This is a genomic window from Microcoleus sp. ARI1-B5 (assembly GCF_036705795.1).
Taxonomy (GTDB): domain Bacteria; phylum Cyanobacteriota; class Cyanobacteriia; order Cyanobacteriales; family Microcoleaceae; genus Microcoleus.
In genome coordinates, this window is sequence record NZ_JAUBVK010000001.1 from 72,220 (window position 1) to 93,512 (window position 21,293).

18 protein-coding genes are annotated in these 21,293 nt (G+C 46.7%); 7 read left to right on the top strand and 11 right to left on the bottom strand.

Features of this window, described 5'->3' with window-relative positions; translation table 11 throughout:
• Positions 1–314: 314 nt before the first annotated feature.
• Positions 315–3,479: a glycerol-3-phosphate acyltransferase gene (locus QUB63_RS00300; RefSeq protein ID WP_332942763.1), complete on the bottom strand. Its 3,165-nt coding sequence runs from the start codon at positions 3,477–3,479 to the stop codon at positions 315–317.
• 211 nt (positions 3,480–3,690) lie between these two features.
• On the opposite strand from QUB63_RS00300, the gene psb35 reads away from it, so the two are divergent.
• Complete coding sequence (gene psb35, locus QUB63_RS00305) at positions 3,691–3,903, top strand: photosystem II assembly protein Psb35 (RefSeq protein WP_332943250.1); 213 nt, start codon at positions 3,691–3,693, stop codon at positions 3,901–3,903.
• 625 nt (positions 3,904–4,528) lie between these two features.
• Here psb35 and QUB63_RS00310 read toward each other — a convergent pair.
• The 6 genes from QUB63_RS00310 to QUB63_RS00325 form a co-directional block, all read right to left on the bottom strand.
• Positions 4,529–6,220, bottom strand: a complete 1,692-nt coding sequence (locus QUB63_RS00310) for a PP2C family protein-serine/threonine phosphatase (protein ID WP_332942764.1) — start codon at positions 6,218–6,220, stop codon at positions 4,529–4,531.
• Positions 6,141–6,434: an MHYT domain-containing protein gene (locus tag QUB63_RS34955; protein WP_442922056.1), complete on the bottom strand. Its 294-nt coding sequence runs from the start codon at positions 6,432–6,434 to the stop codon at positions 6,141–6,143. The genes QUB63_RS00310 and QUB63_RS34955 overlap by 80 nt, the downstream gene beginning before the upstream one ends.
• A 39-nt stretch (positions 6,435–6,473) precedes the next feature.
• Positions 6,474–6,545, bottom strand: a complete 72-nt coding sequence (locus QUB63_RS34960; RefSeq protein WP_442921749.1) for an MHYT domain-containing protein — start codon at positions 6,543–6,545, stop codon at positions 6,474–6,476.
• Positions 6,546–6,889: 344 nt separating this feature from the next.
• A complete protein-coding gene (locus QUB63_RS00315) occupies positions 6,890–9,031 on the bottom strand; it encodes a SpoIIE family protein phosphatase (RefSeq protein WP_442921746.1) in 2,142 nt (713 codons plus the stop codon).
• Between the two features lie 926 nt (positions 9,032–9,957).
• The gene (locus tag QUB63_RS00320; protein WP_332942766.1) at positions 9,958–10,530 is read right to left on the bottom strand and encodes a DUF6658 family protein; all 573 of its coding nucleotides are present in this window, start codon (positions 10,528–10,530) and stop codon (positions 9,958–9,960) included.
• 325 nt (positions 10,531–10,855) lie between these two features.
• Entirely contained in the window at positions 10,856–11,596 is a 741-nt protein-coding gene (locus tag QUB63_RS00325) for an LmeA family phospholipid-binding protein (protein WP_332942767.1), read from the bottom strand.
• A gap of 487 nt (positions 11,597–12,083) precedes the next feature.
• On the opposite strand from QUB63_RS00325, the gene QUB63_RS00330 reads away from it, so the two are divergent.
• The 5 genes from QUB63_RS00330 to QUB63_RS00350 all read left to right on the top strand — a co-directional run bounded on the left by QUB63_RS00330 (position 12,084) and on the right by QUB63_RS00350 (position 16,809).
• On the top strand, positions 12,084–13,496 hold the full coding sequence (locus tag QUB63_RS00330; RefSeq protein ID WP_332943251.1) for an HD domain-containing phosphohydrolase: 1,413 nt from the start codon (positions 12,084–12,086) through the stop codon (positions 13,494–13,496).
• 257 nt (positions 13,497–13,753) lie between these two features.
• Positions 13,754–14,347, top strand: a complete 594-nt coding sequence (locus QUB63_RS00335) for a pentapeptide repeat-containing protein (protein WP_332942769.1) — start codon at positions 13,754–13,756, stop codon at positions 14,345–14,347.
• Positions 14,348–14,476: 129 nt separating this feature from the next.
• On the top strand, positions 14,477–15,229 hold the full coding sequence (locus QUB63_RS00340; RefSeq protein WP_332942770.1) for an LmeA family phospholipid-binding protein: 753 nt from the start codon (positions 14,477–14,479) through the stop codon (positions 15,227–15,229).
• A 482-nt stretch (positions 15,230–15,711) separates the two neighbouring features.
• Complete coding sequence (locus QUB63_RS00345; protein WP_332942771.1) at positions 15,712–16,002, top strand: DUF1816 domain-containing protein; 291 nt, start codon at positions 15,712–15,714, stop codon at positions 16,000–16,002.
• A 534-nt stretch (positions 16,003–16,536) separates the two neighbouring features.
• Positions 16,537–16,809 (top strand): DUF1816 domain-containing protein, encoded by a 273-nt coding sequence (locus QUB63_RS00350; RefSeq protein ID WP_332942772.1) that lies wholly within the window; start codon positions 16,537–16,539, stop codon positions 16,807–16,809.
• A 107-nt stretch (positions 16,810–16,916) separates the two neighbouring features.
• Here the strand turns inward: QUB63_RS00350 and QUB63_RS00355 are convergent, their stop codons facing one another.
• The 3 genes from QUB63_RS00355 to QUB63_RS00365 all read right to left on the bottom strand — a co-directional run bounded on the left by QUB63_RS00355 (position 16,917) and on the right by QUB63_RS00365 (position 18,628).
• Positions 16,917–17,267 carry a hypothetical protein gene (locus QUB63_RS00355; RefSeq protein ID WP_332943267.1) on the bottom strand — a complete coding sequence of 117 codons (351 nt, stop codon included), beginning with the start codon at positions 17,265–17,267 and terminating at the stop codon, positions 16,917–16,919.
• Positions 17,203–18,216 carry a DnaJ C-terminal domain-containing protein gene (locus QUB63_RS00360; RefSeq protein ID WP_332942773.1) on the bottom strand — a complete coding sequence of 338 codons (1,014 nt, stop codon included), beginning with the start codon at positions 18,214–18,216 and terminating at the stop codon, positions 17,203–17,205. Before QUB63_RS00360 ends, QUB63_RS00355 begins: the two co-directional genes overlap by 65 nt.
• 97 nt (positions 18,217–18,313) lie before the next feature.
• The gene (locus QUB63_RS00365) at positions 18,314–18,628 is read right to left on the bottom strand and encodes a hypothetical protein (RefSeq protein ID WP_332942774.1); all 315 of its coding nucleotides are present in this window, start codon (positions 18,626–18,628) and stop codon (positions 18,314–18,316) included.
• Between the two features lie 458 nt (positions 18,629–19,086).
• On the opposite strand from QUB63_RS00365, the gene QUB63_RS00370 reads away from it, so the two are divergent.
• Positions 19,087–19,371 (top strand): hypothetical protein, encoded by a 285-nt coding sequence (locus QUB63_RS00370; protein ID WP_332942775.1) that lies wholly within the window; start codon positions 19,087–19,089, stop codon positions 19,369–19,371.
• A 55-nt stretch (positions 19,372–19,426) separates the two neighbouring features.
• Here the strand turns inward: QUB63_RS00370 and QUB63_RS00375 are convergent, their stop codons facing one another.
• Positions 19,427–20,716, bottom strand: a complete 1,290-nt coding sequence (locus QUB63_RS00375) for a glucose-1-phosphate adenylyltransferase (RefSeq protein WP_332942776.1) — start codon at positions 20,714–20,716, stop codon at positions 19,427–19,429.
• Positions 20,717–21,293: the final 577 nt, after the last annotated feature.

A 21,293-nucleotide genomic window follows, 5' to 3' on the forward strand; every position in this document is an offset into this window, starting at 1 on the left:
AAATGGCGAGTTGATGGAAAATGGAAAATTTTTTATTTTCGATTTTCTGAATTGGGTGCATCTCTAATTTGGCAAATGTCTGAAAAAATCACTGCCTACCTTACCGCTATAAGTAGCGCGTCAAGCGATGCTTTGCTTAAGTCCTATTAAAAAGAAAATACACTTATTTGATAGTAATTTTTTTATTGACAGGAAACCCGCAGATAAACGCAGATAATTTGAAGATAGTTTTCGACTTGGGCAATTTTGTCTAATGAGGATTTTGAAAAAATTGGAAGTCAGCAATCACAATCCTGAAAAACGAAAGAATAGAATTAATCCAGCAATTCCACAGTGCCGAGATATCCGTCTACTCGGACTTTTTGACCGTCTCGAAAGCGCGTTGTAGCTTCAGCAATATTCATCACTGCGGGAATTTTGTACTCGCGAGCGACGATCGCTCCGTGAGACAATTGGCCGCCAACTTCGGCTACAATGGCTTTTGCTCCCAACAGCAGCGGTGCCCAACCGGCATCGGTGTAGGGTACTACGGCGATCGCATTTTCGCCTAATTCTGTGGTGACAGTGCGGCAAATTTTCACAAAACCTTCGACGCAGCCGACACTGGCGGGAATTCCCTGCATGATACCAGTTGCGGATGTTGCGGGGTCGATCGACCTTTTGCGAGAATTCGGCAGCAAATTGCCGTAGACTACAGGGGGAATCGGGCGATCGCGATCCATCAACAGGCGATCGCGCCTCAGCCTAATCGTATCCTGAAAACAAACATTCGCACCGCTGCGAATCCACTGCTGAATCTCCTCAAATTCCAGATAAAAAATATCTCCGCTATCCTGAAACACTTGCATTTCCAATCCGCAAGTTTCAATCTCCAAAAAAGTCCAGCGGAGATGAGCCAACAATCGCGCGTAAATTTCGCTAATTTGGCTTTTAACTAGAGCTCGCTGCTGACATTTATTTAAGCGCCACTTCTGAGCAAAAGTCAAGCCTAATTTACCAGTTGCTGCTAAATTAGGAACAGCAGGTTTTTGAGCCATAGTTACCAGCAGTTTTTGATAAGTTTCCGGCTGTTCTCGCCAAGTAGGAACAGCGATATCCGTTCCCACTTCGCTCAAATATCCGTAAATATCGAGCCAGTTGTCAAACTCTGATTGCAAAGCCGGACTTTCAGCAAATATCTGTGCTAACTGTGCCGCTGAAACAGTTTCGTCAGACTGCTCCACAGCAGCTTGACGCAACTTTTGAGCCAACTGCTGCAAAGCTCGCACCGATGCGATTTCAGGAGCGGTATCATTGACAAGCCAATCATCGTCAACGCGAAAAATTGCTTTGCGAATTGCCAGCCCGATCGGCCCTAGAATATTGTAGTAAGTAATCGGCTTGAGCCACTCCTGAATTTGCTCAGCTCTCCCCAACAACTCCGACAAATATTGATATTTCTCTCGCTCTTCCCTCAACATCAATCCGTTAAATCCCGTACATTGCTCGTTGCCGAACTTCTTGACATCCGTTAAATCCGCTACATAATCCGTTGCCGAACTTCCTTCTTCCTTCAAAAGACTTTGCAGTGCGGGAAGGAAAATAGAAGTACGATCGCCCGCAAAATCTGCATTCAGCGCCCGCTCACGCTGCACCAGACGCCACAAACCGGGCAAAGAAGGCAAAATCTTCGCCAAAGGCGGCTTACCCATCTTCTGGCCTCTGAGCAAAAACTCCAAACCCTGCTCCGGCAATCCCATCATCCGAAAGATTTCGCCCAACAAAGTCGCGTTAAAATAAGCGTGGGAACCCAGCAAAGTTGCAGTTTCCTTGAAGTTTAGATTAGCAGCGCGATCGCCCAAAACCACCCGAAAAATCTCTCCCCAAACCCCGCAAGTCAGCGGCCGGTTAATCGACCAAGTTAGCGGGCGAATTGCACCGGGAATCACTTCGGCTGCAATAGTGCGCGTCCAAAACGGCTGTAAATTTGTAATCGGGCGGCTTTGCAAAATCCAAACTTTTTCGCCGTCCCAACTCCACTCAATATCCTGCGGGATGCCGTGAAAAAAAGCTTCGATTGCTTGCGCTTGTTTGACCAATTCAGCTATAATTTGTTGGTCAATAATTGAACTATTTTCAAGTTCGCTTAAATTGTGTTCTAAAGTTTCAGGCGTACTAAAATCAATTTCCAAATGCACCGGAGTAACTTGTCCGCCGACAACAGATTCCGCACCTCCCGGCAAAGCTTCAATAATTATCTGGGAACCGCCATCTAAAGGATTGCGGCTGAACATAACTCCCGCAACTTTGCCCTCAATATAAGGCTGAATCAAAACAGCCATTTGAGTATCGGGGAGTTGTCGCTGCTGGCGGTAAGCCACAGCTTCGGAAGTCCAATAAGACTGGCGGCAGCGGTTAATGCCGTCGAGCAATTCTGCTTCAGTGAAAACAGGGCCAATAGTTTGATATTGTCCGGCGGCAGAACTCGTATCGCCATCTTCTCCCGCAGCAGAAGAGCGCACAATTATGCGGTTGGGAATTTTCGCTTTCAGGTTTTGGATTACAGAATTCCTGATTGAAAGGCGATCGGATTTTACCTTATTTCCTCTGCCTATTTTCTTGTTCTTAACATCCGTTAAATCCATTACATAATCCGCTGCCGAACTGCCTTCTTTCTGCTTTCTTCCATCCGTTACATCCGTTACATAATCCGCTGCCGAACTGCCTTCTTTCTGCTTTCTTCCATCAGTTACATCCGCTACAAAATCCGCTGCCGAACTTCCCTCTTCCTTCGATGCCAAAATCCAGCCAGAAGGAACATTAAAACCAGCGCGTTTTAGCTGAGACAACCTAGCAGCCTTATTGCCGCAGATTGCAGCATCCAACGAATCATCGAGAGAAAACAATTGTTCCGATTTAGATAAAGCCATATCATCACCCTGACTGAGATTAATTGCAGCTAATAAAACTCCCAATCCTGCTGCTGCTAAAAATTCCGACAAAGATTGACGCCACACCCAAACCCAGATTGGCGTGCACAGACACCCGCAGCGGGAAGCAAACAGTCTCGCCCGATCGCCCTCACCCCACCACCGCTGTGCCAAACCCCACACCAGCAGCCCCCAAATGCCCGATGATACAGCCACCGGCGGCGAAAATACCAAAAGACCCCAAACCGCGTTGGTGACGCCTCCACCTCGGGCGATCGCATATCTGGCCGCGACTAAGGGAATTAACAGGGCGATCGCGATCTCCGGTGCATCCGGAAACCAAAATCGCCCCGCCACAACCGGAGTAATTCCCCTGACAATTTCCGCCAACACCGCAGCAATCCCCGCCAATTTCCCCCCATGAATGAAAGCTGCCGACACCCCAACATTCCCCGTACCCAGCGCCCTCAAATCTCGGCGGGTAAAGACTCGCACCGCCCATCCCGCTAGCGGTAAAGCACCCAGGCTGAAACTAGCAGCCAACAGCAATGCTATTGTCCCCAACGGCATAAAATCAGCTCTCCTATTTTCAACCTCTAACCATTATGACGACAATTCAGTCACTTTTTCTGTCTTCAGATATATCAACCAAACGCCCTTAGCACTTAAAATAATGTAAAAGTAGAGTAGATAAGGATTTAGCCTAATGATAGATATCAGCTTGACCGCTCCCATGGCAGTTCTTGTTGCACCCATCAAGCGAGTAACGATCGATCTGCTGATGCAGCAGCCAGTGCCGGAATCAAGTGTCAGCTTGAGTGCTCCAATAGCAGTTCTTGTTGCTGGCTTTATTGCCGCAGCTACGATCGGCTCGATCGCCTGGTACAACTCCAAGCGCCCACCCGGTTGGGAATCCAAAGAACGCCCTGATTTTGTACCGAAAGTTGATAAAGACGATTTGATTGCTGATGTTTCTGAGTCAAAAAAGAAATAGAACCAAGCTGTTTTAGAGCGAAAAAAGCTTTGAGAGGAATAGGAGTTACCCTTGCGTATCTATGCGGTAGGGTGCGCCTTGGCGCCCCTTACGCTATGTAGAAAGGCTTTGAGTGAGTAGTTTTAATTGACCGAAAGCACTAATGTCAATAAAGGGATCGATCGCTGACGGGATGAGCGATCGATCTCTTTATTGACATTGATGCAAGATATCATTTCAAACAGACTGCAAGCTGTTAGCCCTGGATTTAAATTCTGCAGGCACTGGCTTCTAAGTGAAAAGCCTAAAAATACTGATGTTTTATTAAAAATAGAAAAAATGTGGTAAATCTTATAATTTAGAATAAATTGGACATCCTAACCTTAGCTGTTCTTGAAAAACAACCGAGCGATTTAATCATAGGAATTTAGACATTGACTACAGCTTTGGATTTCTGTTGAGATTCAGGCTCTGTGGAGAGGCTGCGTTTGAGATATCGCACCACCTCTTCGTAAATTTGACGGTTAACGCGATCGCCCCGACGACCCTTTCCAGTTTAATGTCATAAGTTTATTTTTTCGAGGTATGGGCGATCGCTCTAAAGCAATGCGGCTGCTTGAGGCTGTGACTTTTTTTCTACGCCTAATTATGTCCGCTTCACAATCAACAATGTGATGTCATCAAATACGTTTTGAGTGCCGATATGTCGCCGTACATCGTCAATCACCGCTTGCTTGATTTCCCCAGCCGATAAATGCCAGTTTTGGCTAATGACTTCACACATCGGTTCAACGCCATACTGTTTTTTCTTAATGTCTTTTGCTTCGGGAATACCATCGGTATATAGCACTATACCATCTCCTGGCTGTAGTTCAATTGAAATGTGACTGATGAAATCAGCAATATCATCGTCGAGGGCGATGGGGAAGCCTAAATCCATTGTGTCGATACGTTCTACCTGTCCACCGTTTCGCACAATGATTGTTTCTTCATGCTGACCGCTAATGCTGACCCGTCCTTGGGAATAATTTAAAATCGCTAGGGTAAGACTTTTCTCGGAATTCATGCGCTGCACGTTTTTGTAAAGGGTGCGGTTGAGCGCATCTAAGAACCGAACCGGATCAGTTTCGCGGATTTCCTTGAGGGTACGAACGGCCGTTTGCGCCATCAGCATCAAGATACCGCTTTCGAGTCCATGTCCCGTGACATCGCCGATGCCAAGAGTGACAACGCCATCGGTGTTCAAGACATCATAGTAGTCGCCTCCGACTTCATCGGCAGCCTCCATGTATGCAGCAATATCGAGTCCTTCAATTTTCAATTCCTCAGCATTGGGCAGAATCATTTGCTGCATTTGACGCACGATATCCAATTCAGAACCCATGCGGAGATTGTCTTCCTTGAGTCTCTCGTTGAGGGTATGTAACTTTTGCGCGGAGTCTGCCAGTTGCTCTATGGCTTCTTCGAGTCGATCGGATTGTACCAAGATCGATTGGTCAAAAACATCAAGCAACTGCCTCAAAGTCGCTACCTGGGATCTAAGCTGGGCTATCTCCTGCTCAGTGTTTCTTGTGAATATTTGCTTAGAGGCTGTAGCAGATTCATCTTTTTTTTGAGCGAAGACTGCTCCTCGATCGAAGGGCAGCAGTGCTGTCTTTACGTTCAGCGCCAGAGTGCTGAACATCTGAACCGTGCTAATAGGAATCTCGACTTTCAAGAACATGATAATTGCAAACATATTGCCTGAAGGTAATAGACCACCAAACCCCAACACAGACTTGATTCGGAAGGGAATCACAAAGGAGTCCTGAGCGGGAATATAGGGACTGCCAATCGCTTCAGGTACATAGAAGACGTTGTATTTCCTCTGCTCGATTTCTACCAAAAGATTCGGGTCAGGGTTGATAACTGTTTTTATATCTAAGCCGAGCTGTCTGATGAGTTGTGAGATCATCGGTATCTGAGCGACTACAGATTCGCTTGCCAGTGGAATAGCCTTGTGTCCAACGGATTTGTGTCTTGAGTTCCATTCCGTTTGTTCTCCTACCGTTGCCAGTAGAGTCATGCACTTCATGGCAGGCAAAGGGGGATAGTGGTCTAAGATACTACGGGCATACTCGGCAAGTTCGACTTCTAAGTCTTCATAAGGGTGAGTTTTTAACAAACGGACGAGGGCGCAGGATTTCTCACCAGTTGGCTTAGTACAGAAATTTTCGTAAAGATACCTAACAATTCTGTTACTCGCCTCTTCCATACTTTCAACCCCCAAGCCGAACTGGCGTAGAGCCAACCCGCATTCGGCCATGTCCCTTAAAGTGAATCTCGTCAAGTCGTACATCTGACTTCCTTATAGATTTGGAAATAACGGCAACTAAGAAAGACAGTGCCACAATCGAGTAATTATGGTGCCTTTCGGCAGGTACTCGCATCGCCCCCATGCCAATATAAAGCATACTTCCAATGCCAGATCCCATGAGAATACCGGGGATTAACAATAAGAACCTGTGTGCAAAACCTCGATGGAAGCTGTAGAAGGCGATACCAGATGCCATGACTGCGGCAAGCCAAGAGACAATGACAATGGGTAAATTTTAGGCGATCAATGCTGGCAGGTAATAAGCCAGCATTCCTATAAAGTGCATTGCCCAGATGCCCGTTCCCATTGTCAAAGAACCACCAATTAACCAACAACAGCGAATATTTTAACCGTTTTTTGGATTCATTCTCCCGGTTAATTCTCAGGCTTAGAGGAGGCAAAAACGGCAATAATGATGGAAAAGATGACAATAAAAAAATCCTCTTGAACAACGATTAATAGATTAGTTTCAAAGAAATTTAGACTTTGACTATGGCTTGGAAGTTCTCGGGAGATTTAGCCTCTTGCGTGGTGCTGCATTTGAGGTATCGTACCACCTCCTCGTAAATTTGACGGTTAATGCGATCGCCCCGACGATTATTTTCCAGTTTAATGTCATAAGTTGGTTTTTTCCAGGTATGGGCGATCGCTCTAAACCAATGCGGCTGCTTGAGGCTGTGACTTTTTTTCTACGCCTAATTCCGTCCGCTTCAAAACCAACAGCGTAATATCATCAAACACTTTTTGACGGCCTATATGACGCCGTACATCGTCAATCACCGCTTGCTTGATTTCCCCAGCCGATAAATGCCAATTTTTGCTAATGACTTCACACATCGGCTCAACGCCATACTGTTTTTTCTTAATGTCTTTTGCTTCGGGAATACCATCGGTATATAGCACTATACCCTCTCCTGGGTGTAGCTCTATTGAAATTTGACTGATGAACTCAGCAATGTCATCGTCAAGAGCAATGGGAAAGCCTAAATCCATCGTGTCTACTCGCTCAATTTCTCCGCCAAGGCGCACAATAATTGTTTCTTCATGCTGACCACTGATGCTGACCCATCCTTCGGAGTAATTTAAAATTGCTAGGGTGAGACTTTTCTCAGATTTCATGCGCTGCACGTTTTTATACAGGGTGCGGTTGAGCGCATCTAAAAACCGAACCGGATCAGTTTCGCGGATTTCCTTGAGGGTACGGACTGCCGTTTGCGCCATCAGCATCAGGATGCCGCTTTCAAGTCCATGTCCCGTGACATCGCCGATGCCAAGAGTGACAACGCCATCGGTGTTCAAGACATCATAGTAGTCGCCTCCGACTTCATCGGCAGCATCCATGTATGCAGCAATATCGAGTCCTTCAATTTTCAATTCCTCAGCCTTGGGCAGAATCATTTGCTGCATTTGACGCACGATATCCAATTCAGCACCCATGCGAAGATTTTCTTCCTTGAGTCTCTGGTTGAGGACAATGATTTCCTCGTTGGCAGTTGCTAGTTCTGCCGTGCGTTCTTTAACTTTATCTTCGAGTGTTTCAAAGGATTCCTTCAGTTGGCCTGCCATGCTGTTGAAGGAATGTTCGAGTGTATGAATTTCTTGAATTTCAATAAAGTCAGTGGTGTCTACTCGGTTGTCGAGGTTCCCAGCAGCAATTTCTTCAGCAGCTTTAGTCAGTCGGAGAACGGGACGAGCAATCGAGCGGGCAGTCACGACACCGAGTACAATTGCCAAAGCTAGTGCTGCTAAACACAGTAAGATTGTGTTGCGGGTATTAACCTCGATCTGCCCCATAAAATCGGATTCTGGAATCACCAGGACGACTACCCAATTGATTCCCAACTTATCTTGCCAAGGTGTGACAGACACAAACGTTTTTTCATTGTTAATTTTCATTGAAAGCATTTGGGGGCTGCTGATCTGACCAAATGTGCCAAAGCGATCGCGCAACTGTTGAGCCGACTCCCGCAGCAGGGGTTCTTGGCTTTGAAATATATTCAGGCGTTGGGCTTTACCATCGACTTCTCTGTAAGATTTCTCCGTGCTGGAACTGCCAATAATCATGCCATCCCGTTCCATGATGACAATTTTGCCAGAGGAACTGATGTGTAAATTACGCAGGAAATCACTGATTTGGGACAGAATGAAATCTACAGTCAGTACGCCCCTCAATCGCTTCGATGAGTCATACACCGGGTAGGTAGAAACAACGGAAATGATGTCAGGGCGATCCACCCATTGATGGATGGGATTCCAGGTTGGTTTACCCCCAGCTACCGCATTTTTGTACCATCCATCTTCCCTGGGATTCCAGTTTCCCGTTGACAAAAGTTTTTTTAGATTGCCCCTTTGGTCAAGGGAATAGCGTTTGGTCTGCGTTACATCGGGTGCTTCTATCCTTTCTGTATATAGAGAACCATCGTCTCCTCGTTCAAGGGCGACACACTCTCCTTGCTGGCTACAGAACACAATGTCACTGAGCTTTTCCGACAACTTCATTTCCCGCCAAAAAAATCGTCTGGTTGTATCGAAATCCTGTGGGTTTAGCATCCCTAGGTCGATCGCCTGTGCATTAATTCCATTCACTTGTTGGGGTGTTGCTAGGTAGTTACTTAACTGCTGACTGACGCGGCTACTCACCTGATTACTGAGTTGGGTTGCCAAGTCATCAACGGCTTTTTGCCCATTGCGGAAGGAGAGATAACCAACTAACCCAACAGCCGCTACAATTTGCAAAACGAAGGGAACGACGAGGGCTGTACGGAGACGCAATTTACGAGAAGTATTTTTCAAAGATTTCACGGGGATAGCGGTTAACTAAGAATAATTGACCCTTTCAACATCGCTTCCAGTTGTTGCTGGGTCTTATTAGGAGTTTCTACCTATTCCTTCAAAACCCGCAGTGTAATATCATCACTGGCTTAGCGGGACAAAAACTGCGTTTTAAGCCCAAACAAAGCCTGCACTGGCTTTATATGAAGCTGTAGACATCCCTATTTTCTTGCAACCAGCCGATTTGTGGGATTCGCTCTCAGCAGTTTACAGGCAATATGCCCTGTATTATACAGATATTTGGGTCATCTCTGAAAAAGTTTTCCCTCGCCAGCGATACCAATCTGGCGGGAGAGATAGGGGCAAAACTTCTCCTGCTATAGAAAGATTCAATAACACCCTGATGCCTAGGATCTCTCGCTATTCTAATAAAAACTCTGTTATTTTATAAAAAACTATCCCATCATCTGGGAGCTATCTGGTATTTTATCCATCATTACAAGGCTTCTTTACGCCTAAAAGTGTTTAGGATTTTTCGTGGCTATGCAGAACGACCCAAAAATTTAAGTTGAGTAACGAAACTTGCCTTGGAATTTTGAGATAATTTACTCAAAATAGTCGAGTTTAGCACATTTGGTGGCAGAAGTCGTTCACGCAATTAAGAATTCAGTCAGTTTTATTTACAGCAAAATAGTTCCTTTTAATCCATCTGTTTTATATTTATCCAACCTGATTAAAATTTACGCTAAATACTCTCCCGCATTCGCACCATAAATTCCCTAAAATTTAAAACCTCTTAATCGGGATTTTATCGAAAATGCAGAAAGAGCGTAAATCTGGTTGAGTAGATAGCAGTTCTACAAGCGTTTATCTAGTTTCAATAAATTATATTATTTATGTAGGGGCTAATTTCAGACAGCCCCTACATCATTTTTGCTCCCACTTGCTTATTTTTGCAGCGGATTGAGTTTAGTAACTGAGCTTTCCTTAGCATCTTCAGCGCTATCTTTCAGGAAAGCAGAAGCATCCTTAACAGCGGCGCCTACTCTTTCTAAAATATTGGCATTGGGATCGGCGCGATCGAATACGGGTTGACCCTGAGCCGGCTGTCCGTCTGGCGCTTCTAAGAGAGCTTTATCTCCGCCGAGTTCGGGGTCGAACTTGTCAGTTTCCATCGGTGCAGAACCCGGATAAAGCAGCTTTGAGGAATTAGTTTCACCGGTAGTCGCAGCCAGGAGGCGATCGCCCACGATCGACAAATCAGCCCGATTCTTTTCTGCTTTAGCAGGCGATTGATTGACTTTAGGGTCAGTAGACATTTGATAATTCGTGTATCCATCACCACCGGCCTTGTGGGGGTTATTCATTCCTCCCATTTGAACGGGAGGATTCTCAGGCCGAGCACCTCGAACATCGCCGGCATTGCAAGCGGTGCTGGTAAACACCAGCAAACCTGCCATAAATACAGTCAAAAATTGACCGATACGCAGTCTTTTAAAAAACGCAGTTACAGTGTTCACAAAATTTTTCCGATTTTTTACTACTACTTGTTAAGAGTAAAAATAAAGTCCCCATGCCTGCCTCTAACGCCGGTGATATTTTATGGCGGATTGCGATCGAGTTTTTTCTAACTTTAGATGGAGTTAAAACTTGCAGGGTGCGTCAGTTTCAATAATTCCTCGACTTGAACAGGTTTTCTGTTGCTGAGGCACATTAAAAGCCATAAAATACAGCTTTAGACACGGCAGTGCCGTGTCCGGAACCCGAGCATTTGTAGTTCGCTGAAAACCGCTATAATTGCTCGATTTGAAGGGGTTTTCAGTTTCTGGCGCACCCCAATAACTCCTAACTGGGAAATTGTTCGACTTTCGCTTCAGCTTGCAAAGTCAGCAAACCAGCTTCCACATTTAGCTGCTGAATTCGCAGGGACATTCCCTCAAGTTCAAAATTTCGCAAGTTTAAAATTTCACCAGCTTTATCCGCCAAAGCTGCGGTTAACTCCGGCGAAAATTCCTTGTTTTCGGGATACTCGACATCCTGAAGAGAAATTGCCCAACCGCCCGCAGCGATCTGAGGTTTGGCGGTAAAATTAATTTTTTCAGTTGCAGCAGTTTCCCGCACCAATACCTCAGCATTTAAAGCGATTTTCCCGGATGAAAGCAATTTGCAATCAACAGTTTTAACGTCGATTGTCAGCGGTTTTCCCTCAACACTAACTTTTAAGTTGTTCAGTTTCCTGCTGATGTATTCGGAATTAAAAGCGCGGTTGATATCGCTTTCGGTTAAAACTGCCCGCGCCGTACCGAAGGCTGGCCCGTTCAGTTCAATTTTGCCAAACATAGCGCTCAGGGGATTGACCGCAATATCTTTGACGTGAATTTCCAATTCTTGCACGCGCAAATCTTGCTGCATTACCAATCCTTTGCCCTCAACGTCAACAGCCTCTACTTCTCCTTGGGCTAGCTGGCCGGGATCGGTGTTGACTGTGACAGAAAAACTTTCAGAGCCGTCTAATCTGCTAGCAATAGCAATCTCTGCTACTTTGTCGATCGCCTGTTCCCCTAAACTCCGATTTTGTTCGAGCACGCTCTCAATTCCTACCTAATATTGTTAAAAAAATAGTAGATAATACCTAAGTCAGTTAGCGTCTTCCTCTCGGCAGGTTTCTCGTCTCAAAAAAAACTCAGCTAAAGACAGAGGGTTTTTAGTAAGTTGACAGTTGACAGTTGACCGCAAGAGGGCGACCTCTACCTGGAAGTCCGAGGATTGGAGTAATGAATAGTCGGATTTTAATTTCTCCCTACAAGGGACAGGCTTTAAAACAATTCTTTCTGGTAAGTTGCCGAAATTAATCATCGGCATTCAAATAAGTTTTTTTTTGAAGAGCAAGCAATCGCTGTCGGTGTGCTTCAGATCGACATAAATAGAAAGAGCCAGATCGATCGGCATTACATCGCCGTTTTTGTGCGTTGTGGAACCACAAACCATCAAAAAGTCGGATTTTTGGCAAAATAATTTTCGAGAAGCTCGATCGCCCGCTACAATACATGAAGAGCCGGCACCGCCTTTTGCAATGAATCCAGAATCAACTCTCGCCAGACTACAAGCTACACTTCCCGACGGAAAACTGCCTTCTAGCTACGGGGTATACTTCAAAAACACCCTAGTAGCCCTGTGTCACGCCCTAGAAGACCACATCTTGCAAACCAGCAGCGGGGACGATCTCGCACTCAAACCCCTAGTATTGGTGACGTTTCAGCAGGGAAAATGGTATTTGCAAGAAGCCGATCGCTACTTCGATATTGCTAATGCCTCTCGGCGCGTCGTCATCGGTGCAGTCGCCGACAGCGGTTTCGCAACCCACAAAACCGGTCAATTAGAAAATGTATCTTTAATCAATCTCGATCCGATCGACCCCATCATCGAAGAATGGAATTTAATCATCCTCGCCCCCACATACAAAGCAATGGTGCTTTGCCGCGAACTTACGGCCGAGGAATACCTGCCAGAGGGCAAGCCCGAAGTCGATACAGAGCGAAAATTCTACGGTTTGTGGTCGTTTGACCAATCATTAGTGTCGGCGTCAGCAGAAATTTTTATAGAACAAACACGACATTATAATTCCTCCCTAGCCGACAGTTTGCTAGAAATTTACCATCAAATTCTAGCCACCAAAGGCCCGCCCCTGGCAGACATTAGCGGCGTCGTATCGCGGATCGTCACTTACCTGCAAAGTTCTCAGCAGCAAATGGTGGCAATTAACCGCCAAACCCGCGATTTGTGGGAATTGGAAGGTCAAGCTTTGCGCGTCAGCCGCAATTTGAACGCTAACAAACTCCAAGCTTTTCTGCGGATGGCCCAGCGCGTGGACGAACGCGATACCTCAAATCCCACAGCGTCTTTGCAGGTGGCGGCTTTGTCGGAAACTTTGGGTCAATTGTTGGATTTGCCGGCTTTGCAGTTGCGGAGGCTGCGGCTGGCGGGATTGCTGTTTCGAGTCGGCTTAGTTTCGGCGCCGAATGAGGTGTTCGATCGCACTTCCGACAAATTTGACCAAGCAACTCTATCATTCTGGCGCGATCGCAGTTTCATCGGTTCCCAACTCCTGCAAGCAATGCCAGAACTAGCACCTGTTGCCGAAATTGTCAAGCACAAACTCGAAAATTGGGACGGCAGCGGCAGACCCGAGGGTTTGCGAGGCGAAGAGATACCCGTTGCTTCGCGGATTGTGGGCTTAGTCGCTTGTTTTCAGGATTTGACTCAACCGCGGGGCGATCGTCCGGCTTTGAGTTTGACAGAAGCTTTGGAAAAGTGCCGGGAACAGTCCGGTACTCGCTTCGATCCGGCTTTGGTGGAAACTCTCGGGAATGTCGTCAGACTCGCAGACATGGGTTTGATGGAGTTACCCACCCGCCCCAGTCAACTGCCAAATATCTGGTTGGAAGAGTTGGGCGATCGAACGACCGCGGCATCTCCGGCATTATAAAATGAGTTCGGTAATTCAGTTGACAGTTGACAGTTGACAGTGGACAGTGGACAGTGGACAGTGGACAGTTGACAGTTATTGTATGGTGCGTCAGGACTGAATGTTGCACCACAGATTAAGCCTTTCCCCTGACACACCCTACGGATTCAGACTAATTCGGCAACCTAATTTTCTGTCAACTGCTTTACTGACAACTGACAACTGACAACTGCCAACTGCCAACTGACTAATGACTAATGACTAATGACTAAAAACTAATGACTAACGACCTCGAAGCCATACGCCAAGGCAAAATTCATATGTTGGCCGGCATTGATTTATCTGGCGCAGACTTAGCGGGAGCCGAACTCGCGGGTGCTGACTTGTCTCAAGCCAACTTGACAGCAGCTAATCTCGCCGGTGCTAACTTGCAGCGGGCGGTACTGCGAGCCAACCTCTGCGGCGCCCACTTGAGCGGCGCTGATTTGCGAGGCGCAGATTTTCGGAATGCTGACTTGCGCGGTGCTTCCTTTGCTAACGCTTTGGTGCGCGATGCAAGTTTTGGGGGTGCTTTTTTGACAGGGGCCTCGATCGGCAATTTGGATTTGAGCGGTGTCGATTTTCGCGGCGCCGATTTGCGGGGCGCTAATTTGGCTCGGGCAATTTTGCACTCTGCTGATTTTAGCCATGCCAATTTGTCGGGTGCAGATTTGTCCGGCGCTGACTTGGAAGAAGCTATCCTGAATGGAGCCGTACTGCGCGGCGCTAACCTGACGGGGGCTAATTTGCTCTGTGCTGCCATCGAACAAACCGTCTGGGATGGAGCAATTCTCGATCGAGCTTGTCTCCAAGGCACTCCCCTGAGCCCTTAAATTTCAAAAATGTTACTTTCAAGGCAGACAAAAATAACAAGACGTGCTTATAAAGTGAATAAGCACAAGCTATTTTAACATTTCTTAATCAGAGGTTATAATGGCGACTGTAGATGAGCAAACGCATAAATGGTAGCAGCTTTGTTTAGCGGATCCTTTCAAGGTCAAAGTGGCGATCGCCTTGTCAGCAAAGTAGCAGGAGCTGCGATCGCAGCCTTATTCAAACGTTCTGAAAAGGCAGAAGCCAACATCCGAGTCGAACCTGTGGCCAAACTCTTGCAGGGAAGCATCGACGGTTTCGACTTCGTTGGCAAAGGTATGTTGATGTACAACGGCCTCCGCATAGAAGTGATGGAACTCTACTTGCAAGCACTCTCCATTGATTTTGGGGCGATTTTTGCAGGCCAAGTAAAATTGCGGCAGCCTACCCAGGCAAATATGCGAGTAGTATTAAGCCGATCGGATTTAACCACCTCATTCAATACGCCTTTTGTAGTTGAAAAACTCCAGAAGCTGAGTTACCAAGACCAATCTCTGCACTTTCAAAACACTGAAGTCAGCTTCGGAGCCGACAAATCTATTCGGCTTCAGTCCGAAATTACGATCGGCCAGGACAGCGAACCAGTCAAAATAGATATTACAGCTCAATTGCAAGTAGAAGACCGACGCAAAATCCAATTTGTCAGCGTTACTTACGGCGGTGACGGGCAAGCAATAGACTTGGGTCAAGCTATAATTGCCCACGTAAATAACTTGCTAGACTTAGACAAATTTGCCTTAGAAGGCACTCAACTGCGAGTAGACCGCTGTCGAGTTCAGAACGACGAGCTGGTTTTTTACGGTTGGGCTGGCATCGAACAGTTCCCCAAAGGCAAGCGCTAAGTCTGGGCCTGCTGAGGTGGGCCGACAAATCAGATTGGTTTGAGGAATTTTATAGCTGAACAACACAACCCGCCCCGGCGGGTTTTGCTATTTTAGCAACAGTTTTGAAGCTGTGGGGTTGCTAGCCTAAGGTCTCTCTATATTCCGGCGTATTTCCCGAACTAAGCTTTCGCGCATTTAACTTGTCAGCTACTGCGTACTTAAACTCTTGTGGGGTTGGCATTCAAGGCCCGCCATCAAGCTTAAATTTCTATGCAAAATAGCTGATTCAGTGCAATTCTCTTCTCGCCTCAAAATCAGCACTCCGGTCGATGCGATCGCACAAATTGTTTTGATAAAGTTAGATTGTCTTGGATGCAGAAACCGGGTTTTAGGGACAAAATTCTCAGGTAAAGGGCGATGCGAAGATTGGGGAACCCGGTAGATGAGAGTCGCGAGGACGCAAGTCCTGTTAGAAAATAAATAACCCCTAAAGAGGAAAAATGCTTGGATTTTATTTATTTTGTCTCTACGTCGGAGTCTTGTCCGTGTTTGCGGGGCCCGGCCGCCGCAGCCCGGAGAAATGGTGGGTAGAAATCGTCACAGATTTGCCCCACTGTACCTACTATTTTGGCCCCTTCGACACCGAGAAAGAAGCATCCAGCAATACTCCAGGCTACATCGAAGACTTGGAAAGCGAGGGAGCCAAAAGAGTTAGCATTCGCATCAAACGGTGTCATCCTTCGGAGATCACCATTTGCGAAAGTGAATTCTCAGAGGGTATCGCTGCTTAATAATTTTGATAGTTCAGCCTGCCGAAACCGGGTTTTTTGACTGAGATACTCCCTCTATCCTGAGAAGTATCGGTTAAACAACCCGGTTTCGGCGCGTCAAGAGTTCGTCAGTTCTGTTTGAGTTTTCAATTATAGCAACCGCCACATCGGGCGCGGACATAAATAACCTGATGAATAGAGCCGATACCCGTCAAGCATAAATGTTTGATTCCCGTACTGTGCAACTGTCACAGGTCAACCCTTCGACTTCGCTCGGGGGGCAAGCTGTCAACTGTCCACTGTCAACTGTCCACTGCTATAACTCAAGCCTCAACAATAAAATTAAGCATCGTTTTATTCTAGTTCTTGATTTGCGGATTTTTTTGGTAGATGCCGATTAAAACTCTGCCTCTTCTCCACCAAAATGCTGATGCTAGCCAGCATTTACTCTGAACAATTACGGGGGCTAAATCAGCACTGAGGACGATCCCATCGAGCTATTTGTCCCGCTAAGTTAAGAACAGTAAAAACTACTTAACTTCGGGGGGAGCTACTATGTTCGGACTTTATCTATTCGGTATGTACATTGCTGCTTTCTGGATACTGACTCAACCGATGGGCAGCAGTAGAGGTCGCGAGTGGTGGGTGGAAGTTGACACAGATTCGCCCAAGCGCACCTATTACTTTGGTCCCTACGAAACCAAGGATGAAGCTTCTAATAATACGAGCAGCTACATCAAAGATTTGGAGAAGAAAGGAGCTAAAAAAATTAGCATTAACATCAAGCAAGGTCGCCAACCCACTCAGCTAACAGCTAGCGATGAGTAAGATCGAATTAGGTTTAAGGTGCCCGTCTCGGGTCAAGCTGTTGGCAGTTCGCAGTTCATGCTAATTGCCCGTCTCGATGACACGCGAACGGCGAACATCGATTACTTTCAAAACGCTACACTCGGACTGCTAACAACATTCATGTCAGCAGTTTTTCCAGCTACTTGTCTCGGGGAAAAAACTTTGACGAAAAGTCCTAGAGGTACAGGGAATTCACAACCCGGTTTTTGAGTGTATTGGTCGCTGCTAAACCCCATATTGTCTGCAAAAACCGGGTGTGTGCGTCCGGGACTAAAGACGTTAGGCTTAAACCGCTGGATTAGCGATCGCCCATCACTCACTTTTTCTGCTGTTGGCATCGATCGCACCAGTAGTTGCTTCTGGGAATTAAGATTAAAGTGCCATCTGGTTGAGAGTGCTGCGGGGATTAAAAGTGCGATTAGCCTTGATTTTCTCATAGCATTCGCGTTCCTCGGCGGTGAGTTCTTTCGGTGGGACGATCGCAATTTTCACCAACAAATCAGTGCGTTCCTCTTTCTTCGGTTTCGGCCATCCCTTCCCGCGCAACCGCAAAGACTGACCCGAGCGCATCCCGGGCGGAAATTTTACAACGATCGTACCTTCAGGCGCCGGCACTTCAATAGAAGCTCCCAACACCGCTTCATCGGGAGTTATCGGCACTTCGCAGACCAAATTCTCTCCCTCAAACTGGAAGAAAGGGTGAGGTAAAACTTCTAATTTTAGGTACAAATCTCCCTGCTGCTTCGTGTACGGGTCAACTTGACCTTTGCCTTTCACCCGAATTTTGCTGCCAGTTTTCACTCCCGCAGGAATCGAAACTTCACCAGTAGCGACTCGCTTGGAAGTGCCGCGAAATGCTTCCCCCAGAGTCAGGGAAATTGTCACCTCAGTGTCGCGAGTGCCTCCGCCGCTGCGGTTATCGTAGCCAGCGAAATCTTCAAATCCGCCAAAACCCGCAGGCCCGCCGGTGCTGGTGCGCTGGCTGCTGTAATTCCACTTGCTGCTGCGGCTGCTACCGGCACTGCTGCCGGCTGCGCGGCCGAGCAAGGCATTAATAAATTCGTCAAAACTGCCGTACTGGCTGAATTCAACGCCGCCAAAGTCTACAGTCGTACCCGCGCCACCGGGCCATCCGCCGCCAGTTGTAGCCGCTTGCTTCCAGTATTGACCGTATTGATCGTATTTTTTGCGTTTTTCTGGGTCTGAAAGCACTTCGTAAGCTTCGTTTACTTCTTTAAAACGAGCTTCGGCTTCTTTGTTCCCCGGGTTCATGTCCGGGTGATATTTCCGGGCTAGTTTGCGAAATGTTTTTTTAATTTCGTCAGAGCTGGCGGTTTTGTTGAGTCCCAAAATAGCGTAATAGTCTTTAAAATCTGTTGCAGCCATTAAGTAATCCTCTCTTTATTAGTTGTTAGTTGTTAGTTGTTAATTGTTAGTTGTTCGTTGTTAGAAAGAATAAATCCCAAATTAGCAGGATGGCGAATTACAGCAACCGCGCCCGACGGTGAGGACGTTCTCGCGTTGCACCTCTTCCGACTTCCATCGGACTTTTTCCGACTTCCATCTTCTTTCTTCCTTCTTCCTTCTTCAAATTATAGGTTATCAAAGTTTTGGACTCGATCGAGTTCGGTTGTTGCTTGCGGGACATCGCAATTTCCGCACCCCGCTGCTGTTGGAGATTTTGAGGTGTTGGCTGCTTCGGGATTTTGGCGTGGTGGCGAGAGCACGTGAGAGTTGAGGCCCGCCGGAGAAAGCTGCTGCGGTTGTGGGCGCGATCGCCCGTCGGGTTGACTCGCACTGACGATCGATCTTTTTTTGCTCTTTTTTTGCGGTGCCGGTTCGCGATCGAACTTTTCTTTCTCTAGCTTTTCATCCTGCGCAAATCCTAACAGGTTCTCATCAGCAATTCCGGTCGAATCTGCTGCGTCACTTTCGACCCTATTATACCCTCAAGCGCGCCGTAATTCCACAATCTTTTGACATATTTTTTCCTCCCCCCAGAGCGGTTCTGTACAATCTTATTTTTACAGCCTCTGCATACATTTAAGTCAAAGGTATATAACATAATCTCTCCGCTGTCTGTTAACTAGAACACACACTTTTTGAAAAATTAAGATAGGATAGTATATCAATCAGCTTTTAACGCTACGAGGGTGCTAATATTATGAATTATATGCTGAGTTGGCCTTGCGGCTGCTGCGACGATTGGAAAGATAGTTCCGAGAGTTGTGTTGTGCTCAGAAACGGGCAGCGCATTTGTCAGTCGTGCTACGATCGCAAATACAAGAATCAGAAGCTATCCGTCCGACGCAGGCGATCGAACATATCTGTATCACAGCAGACCGAAACAGAGACTGTCCCTTATTAATGCGCCTGGGTTTGAATAAAGCCAAGTATTTCGACAACCGGGCATCAGTGGTTGCCATTAACATTGAACTAAAAAATAATAATTTTGTCATCAGTCATCAGTCATCAGTCATCGGTCATTGGCGATCTGTCACTAATTTATTTATTTATCATCAGTCACTGGCTGGCAGATAACAGATTTTAACTGAAAAAAACTAATGACTGACGACTAATGACTAATGACTAATAACTAAATGATAGTTCCATCAGGAATCGTGGCATTTTTCAGGACTACAACAATGCCGCTGCGGATATAAAAACCTTGGTTTTCGCGGTTGGCTTCTTCCACTCGGTCTTTATTAATTATTTGAACGTTGCGGCCGATGCGGGCATTTTTATCCACAATTGCGCGGCGAATTGTAGTATCTGCACCGATACCGAGGGCGACGCCGCCGCTGTCCAAACTCGAATGCCGTTCGGCGTCGGGTTCGTAGAAGTCAGCACCCATGACCAGGGTATCTTGAATCGTACATCCAGCTTCAATGCGCGATCGAACTCCCAACACAGAATGGTCGATCCGGCACTGTTTGAGAATGCAGCCTTCAGCAATAATCGATTCAGTGACCGTAGTATCTAAAAGCTTAGTCGGCGGCAAGAAACGCGGGCGAGTGTAAATCGGCGCATTTTCATCGTAGAAACTGAAAGGCGGCTTAGGCTGTTTTGTCAGGGCCATGTTAGCATCGTAAAAAGCCTCAATGGTTCCGATATCTTCCCAGTAATCGTCAAACAAATAAGCTTGAACGTTGTGGTCTTTTGAAGAAGCCGGAATAATCTCTTTACCAAAATCAGTTTGGTTTGGAGATTCTTTAAGGAGTTTAATCAGAACTTCTTTTTTGAAGACGTAAATCCCCATCGAAGCAATGTAAGGACTTTCCTGAGCCTGCTGCGCTGTCAGTCCCAGTTTAGTAGTATCCACCTGCATTTGTTTGAGCGCATCGCCTTTTGGCTTTTCGCTGAAAGAAACAATGCGGCCGTTGTCGTCGATTTTCATCAAACCAAAATCCGAGGCGCGCTTCTCGTCCATTGGCAAAACCGAGAGCGTGATATCGGCGTTGGTTTCGCGGTGTCTATCCACAAACTTCTGGTAGTCCATGCGGTAGAGGTGGTCGCCTGAGAGAATCAAGTATTCGTCAACGTCCCACTGTTCTAGCAGCGAGAGATATTGGCGAACAGCGTCGGCTGTCCCTTGAAACCAGTTGGGGTTTTCCTGAGTTTGCTGGGCGGCGAGCACCTCGACAAATCCCTCGGTGAAGCCGGAAAACTGGTAGGTGCGAGAGATGTGACGGTTGAGGGATGCCGAGTTGAATTGGGTGAGGACGTAGATTTTGACTATTTCGGAGTTGATGCAGTTGCTGACAGGAATATCGATGAGGCGATATTTGCCTGCAAGGGGAACTGCGGGTTTGGCTCGCAGTTTGGTTAGGGGGTAAAGGCGGGTGCCTACACCGCCACCGAGGATGATGGCTAAGACTTTTTTCAAGGAACTTTCTCCCTAGGGTCGATTAACTCTCCAAGTACAGTGTCGGATGGTGAGGGCTTCTTGACAAGGGGGGGAGCGAGGAAGTTTTGAGTCATGAGTTCAGTCGCTGACGCAAAAACCGAGTTGTTTAATCCAAATACTTCGTTCAAACCCGGAATAACAGTTGAAAAACCCGGTTTATCAGAGTTGGAGTGCCTGCGCGACAGGAGTTAGGAGTTTTGAGCTGTAAGTGAAAATACTCATCAATAAATAATGGATCTTGAAAAAATTGGGAGTTGTGGGTTAAAATACCCATCAGTAAATAAGGGCAGTTTAACAAAAGAATAAGGTTCGGGGTTTTGGCTGTACATTACAAGTTTTCTGGGTGAATTCCCGGTTCGGCCCATTTCTCCATCCAGGCTCCTGGCGCTGTTGTTCTTGTTCGAGTTGGGTTCGGGCACCTTTCGTCCGCTAGCGCTCTGTTTTTCACCCAAGAGCGCTGTTGTTGAGCTTGAGCTCGATCCCGTTGTTTCTGCTGGCGTTCCTGTTGTCTCTCGTGTGTCCAACTCCACAGCAGTCAGGACGCGCCGCCCGTCGT

Excerpts from the sequence above, each read along its gene's own strand:
- QUB63_RS00360 (WP_332942773.1), bottom strand. The coding sequence starts at position 18,216 with ATGGCTGCAACAGATTTTAAAGACTATTACGCTATTTTGGGACTCAAC.
- QUB63_RS00330 (WP_332943251.1), top strand. The coding sequence starts at position 12,084 with ATGAATCCAGAATCAACTCTCGCCAGACTACAAGCTACACTTCCCGAC.
- QUB63_RS00355 (WP_332943267.1), bottom strand. The coding sequence starts at position 17,267 with ATGAGAAAATCAAGGCTAATCGCACTTTTAATCCCCGCAGCACTCTCA.
- QUB63_RS00345 (WP_332942771.1), top strand. The coding sequence starts at position 15,712 with ATGCTTGGATTTTATTTATTTTGTCTCTACGTCGGAGTCTTGTCCGTG.
- QUB63_RS00335 (WP_332942769.1), top strand. The coding sequence starts at position 13,754 with ATGACTAACGACCTCGAAGCCATACGCCAAGGCAAAATTCATATGTTG.
- QUB63_RS00340 (WP_332942770.1), top strand. The coding sequence starts at position 14,477 with ATGGTAGCAGCTTTGTTTAGCGGATCCTTTCAAGGTCAAAGTGGCGAT.
- QUB63_RS34955 (WP_442922056.1), bottom strand. The coding sequence starts at position 6,434 with ATGGCATCTGGTATCGCCTTCTACAGCTTCCATCGAGGTTTTGCACAC.
- QUB63_RS00300 (WP_332942763.1), bottom strand. The coding sequence starts at position 3,479 with ATGCCGTTGGGGACAATAGCATTGCTGTTGGCTGCTAGTTTCAGCCTG.
- QUB63_RS00350 (WP_332942772.1), top strand. The coding sequence starts at position 16,537 with ATGTTCGGACTTTATCTATTCGGTATGTACATTGCTGCTTTCTGGATA.
- QUB63_RS00310 (WP_332942764.1), bottom strand. The coding sequence starts at position 6,220 with ATGTACGACTTGACGAGATTCACTTTAAGGGACATGGCCGAATGCGGG.
- psb35 (WP_332943250.1), top strand. The coding sequence starts at position 3,691 with ATGCAGCAGCCAGTGCCGGAATCAAGTGTCAGCTTGAGTGCTCCAATA.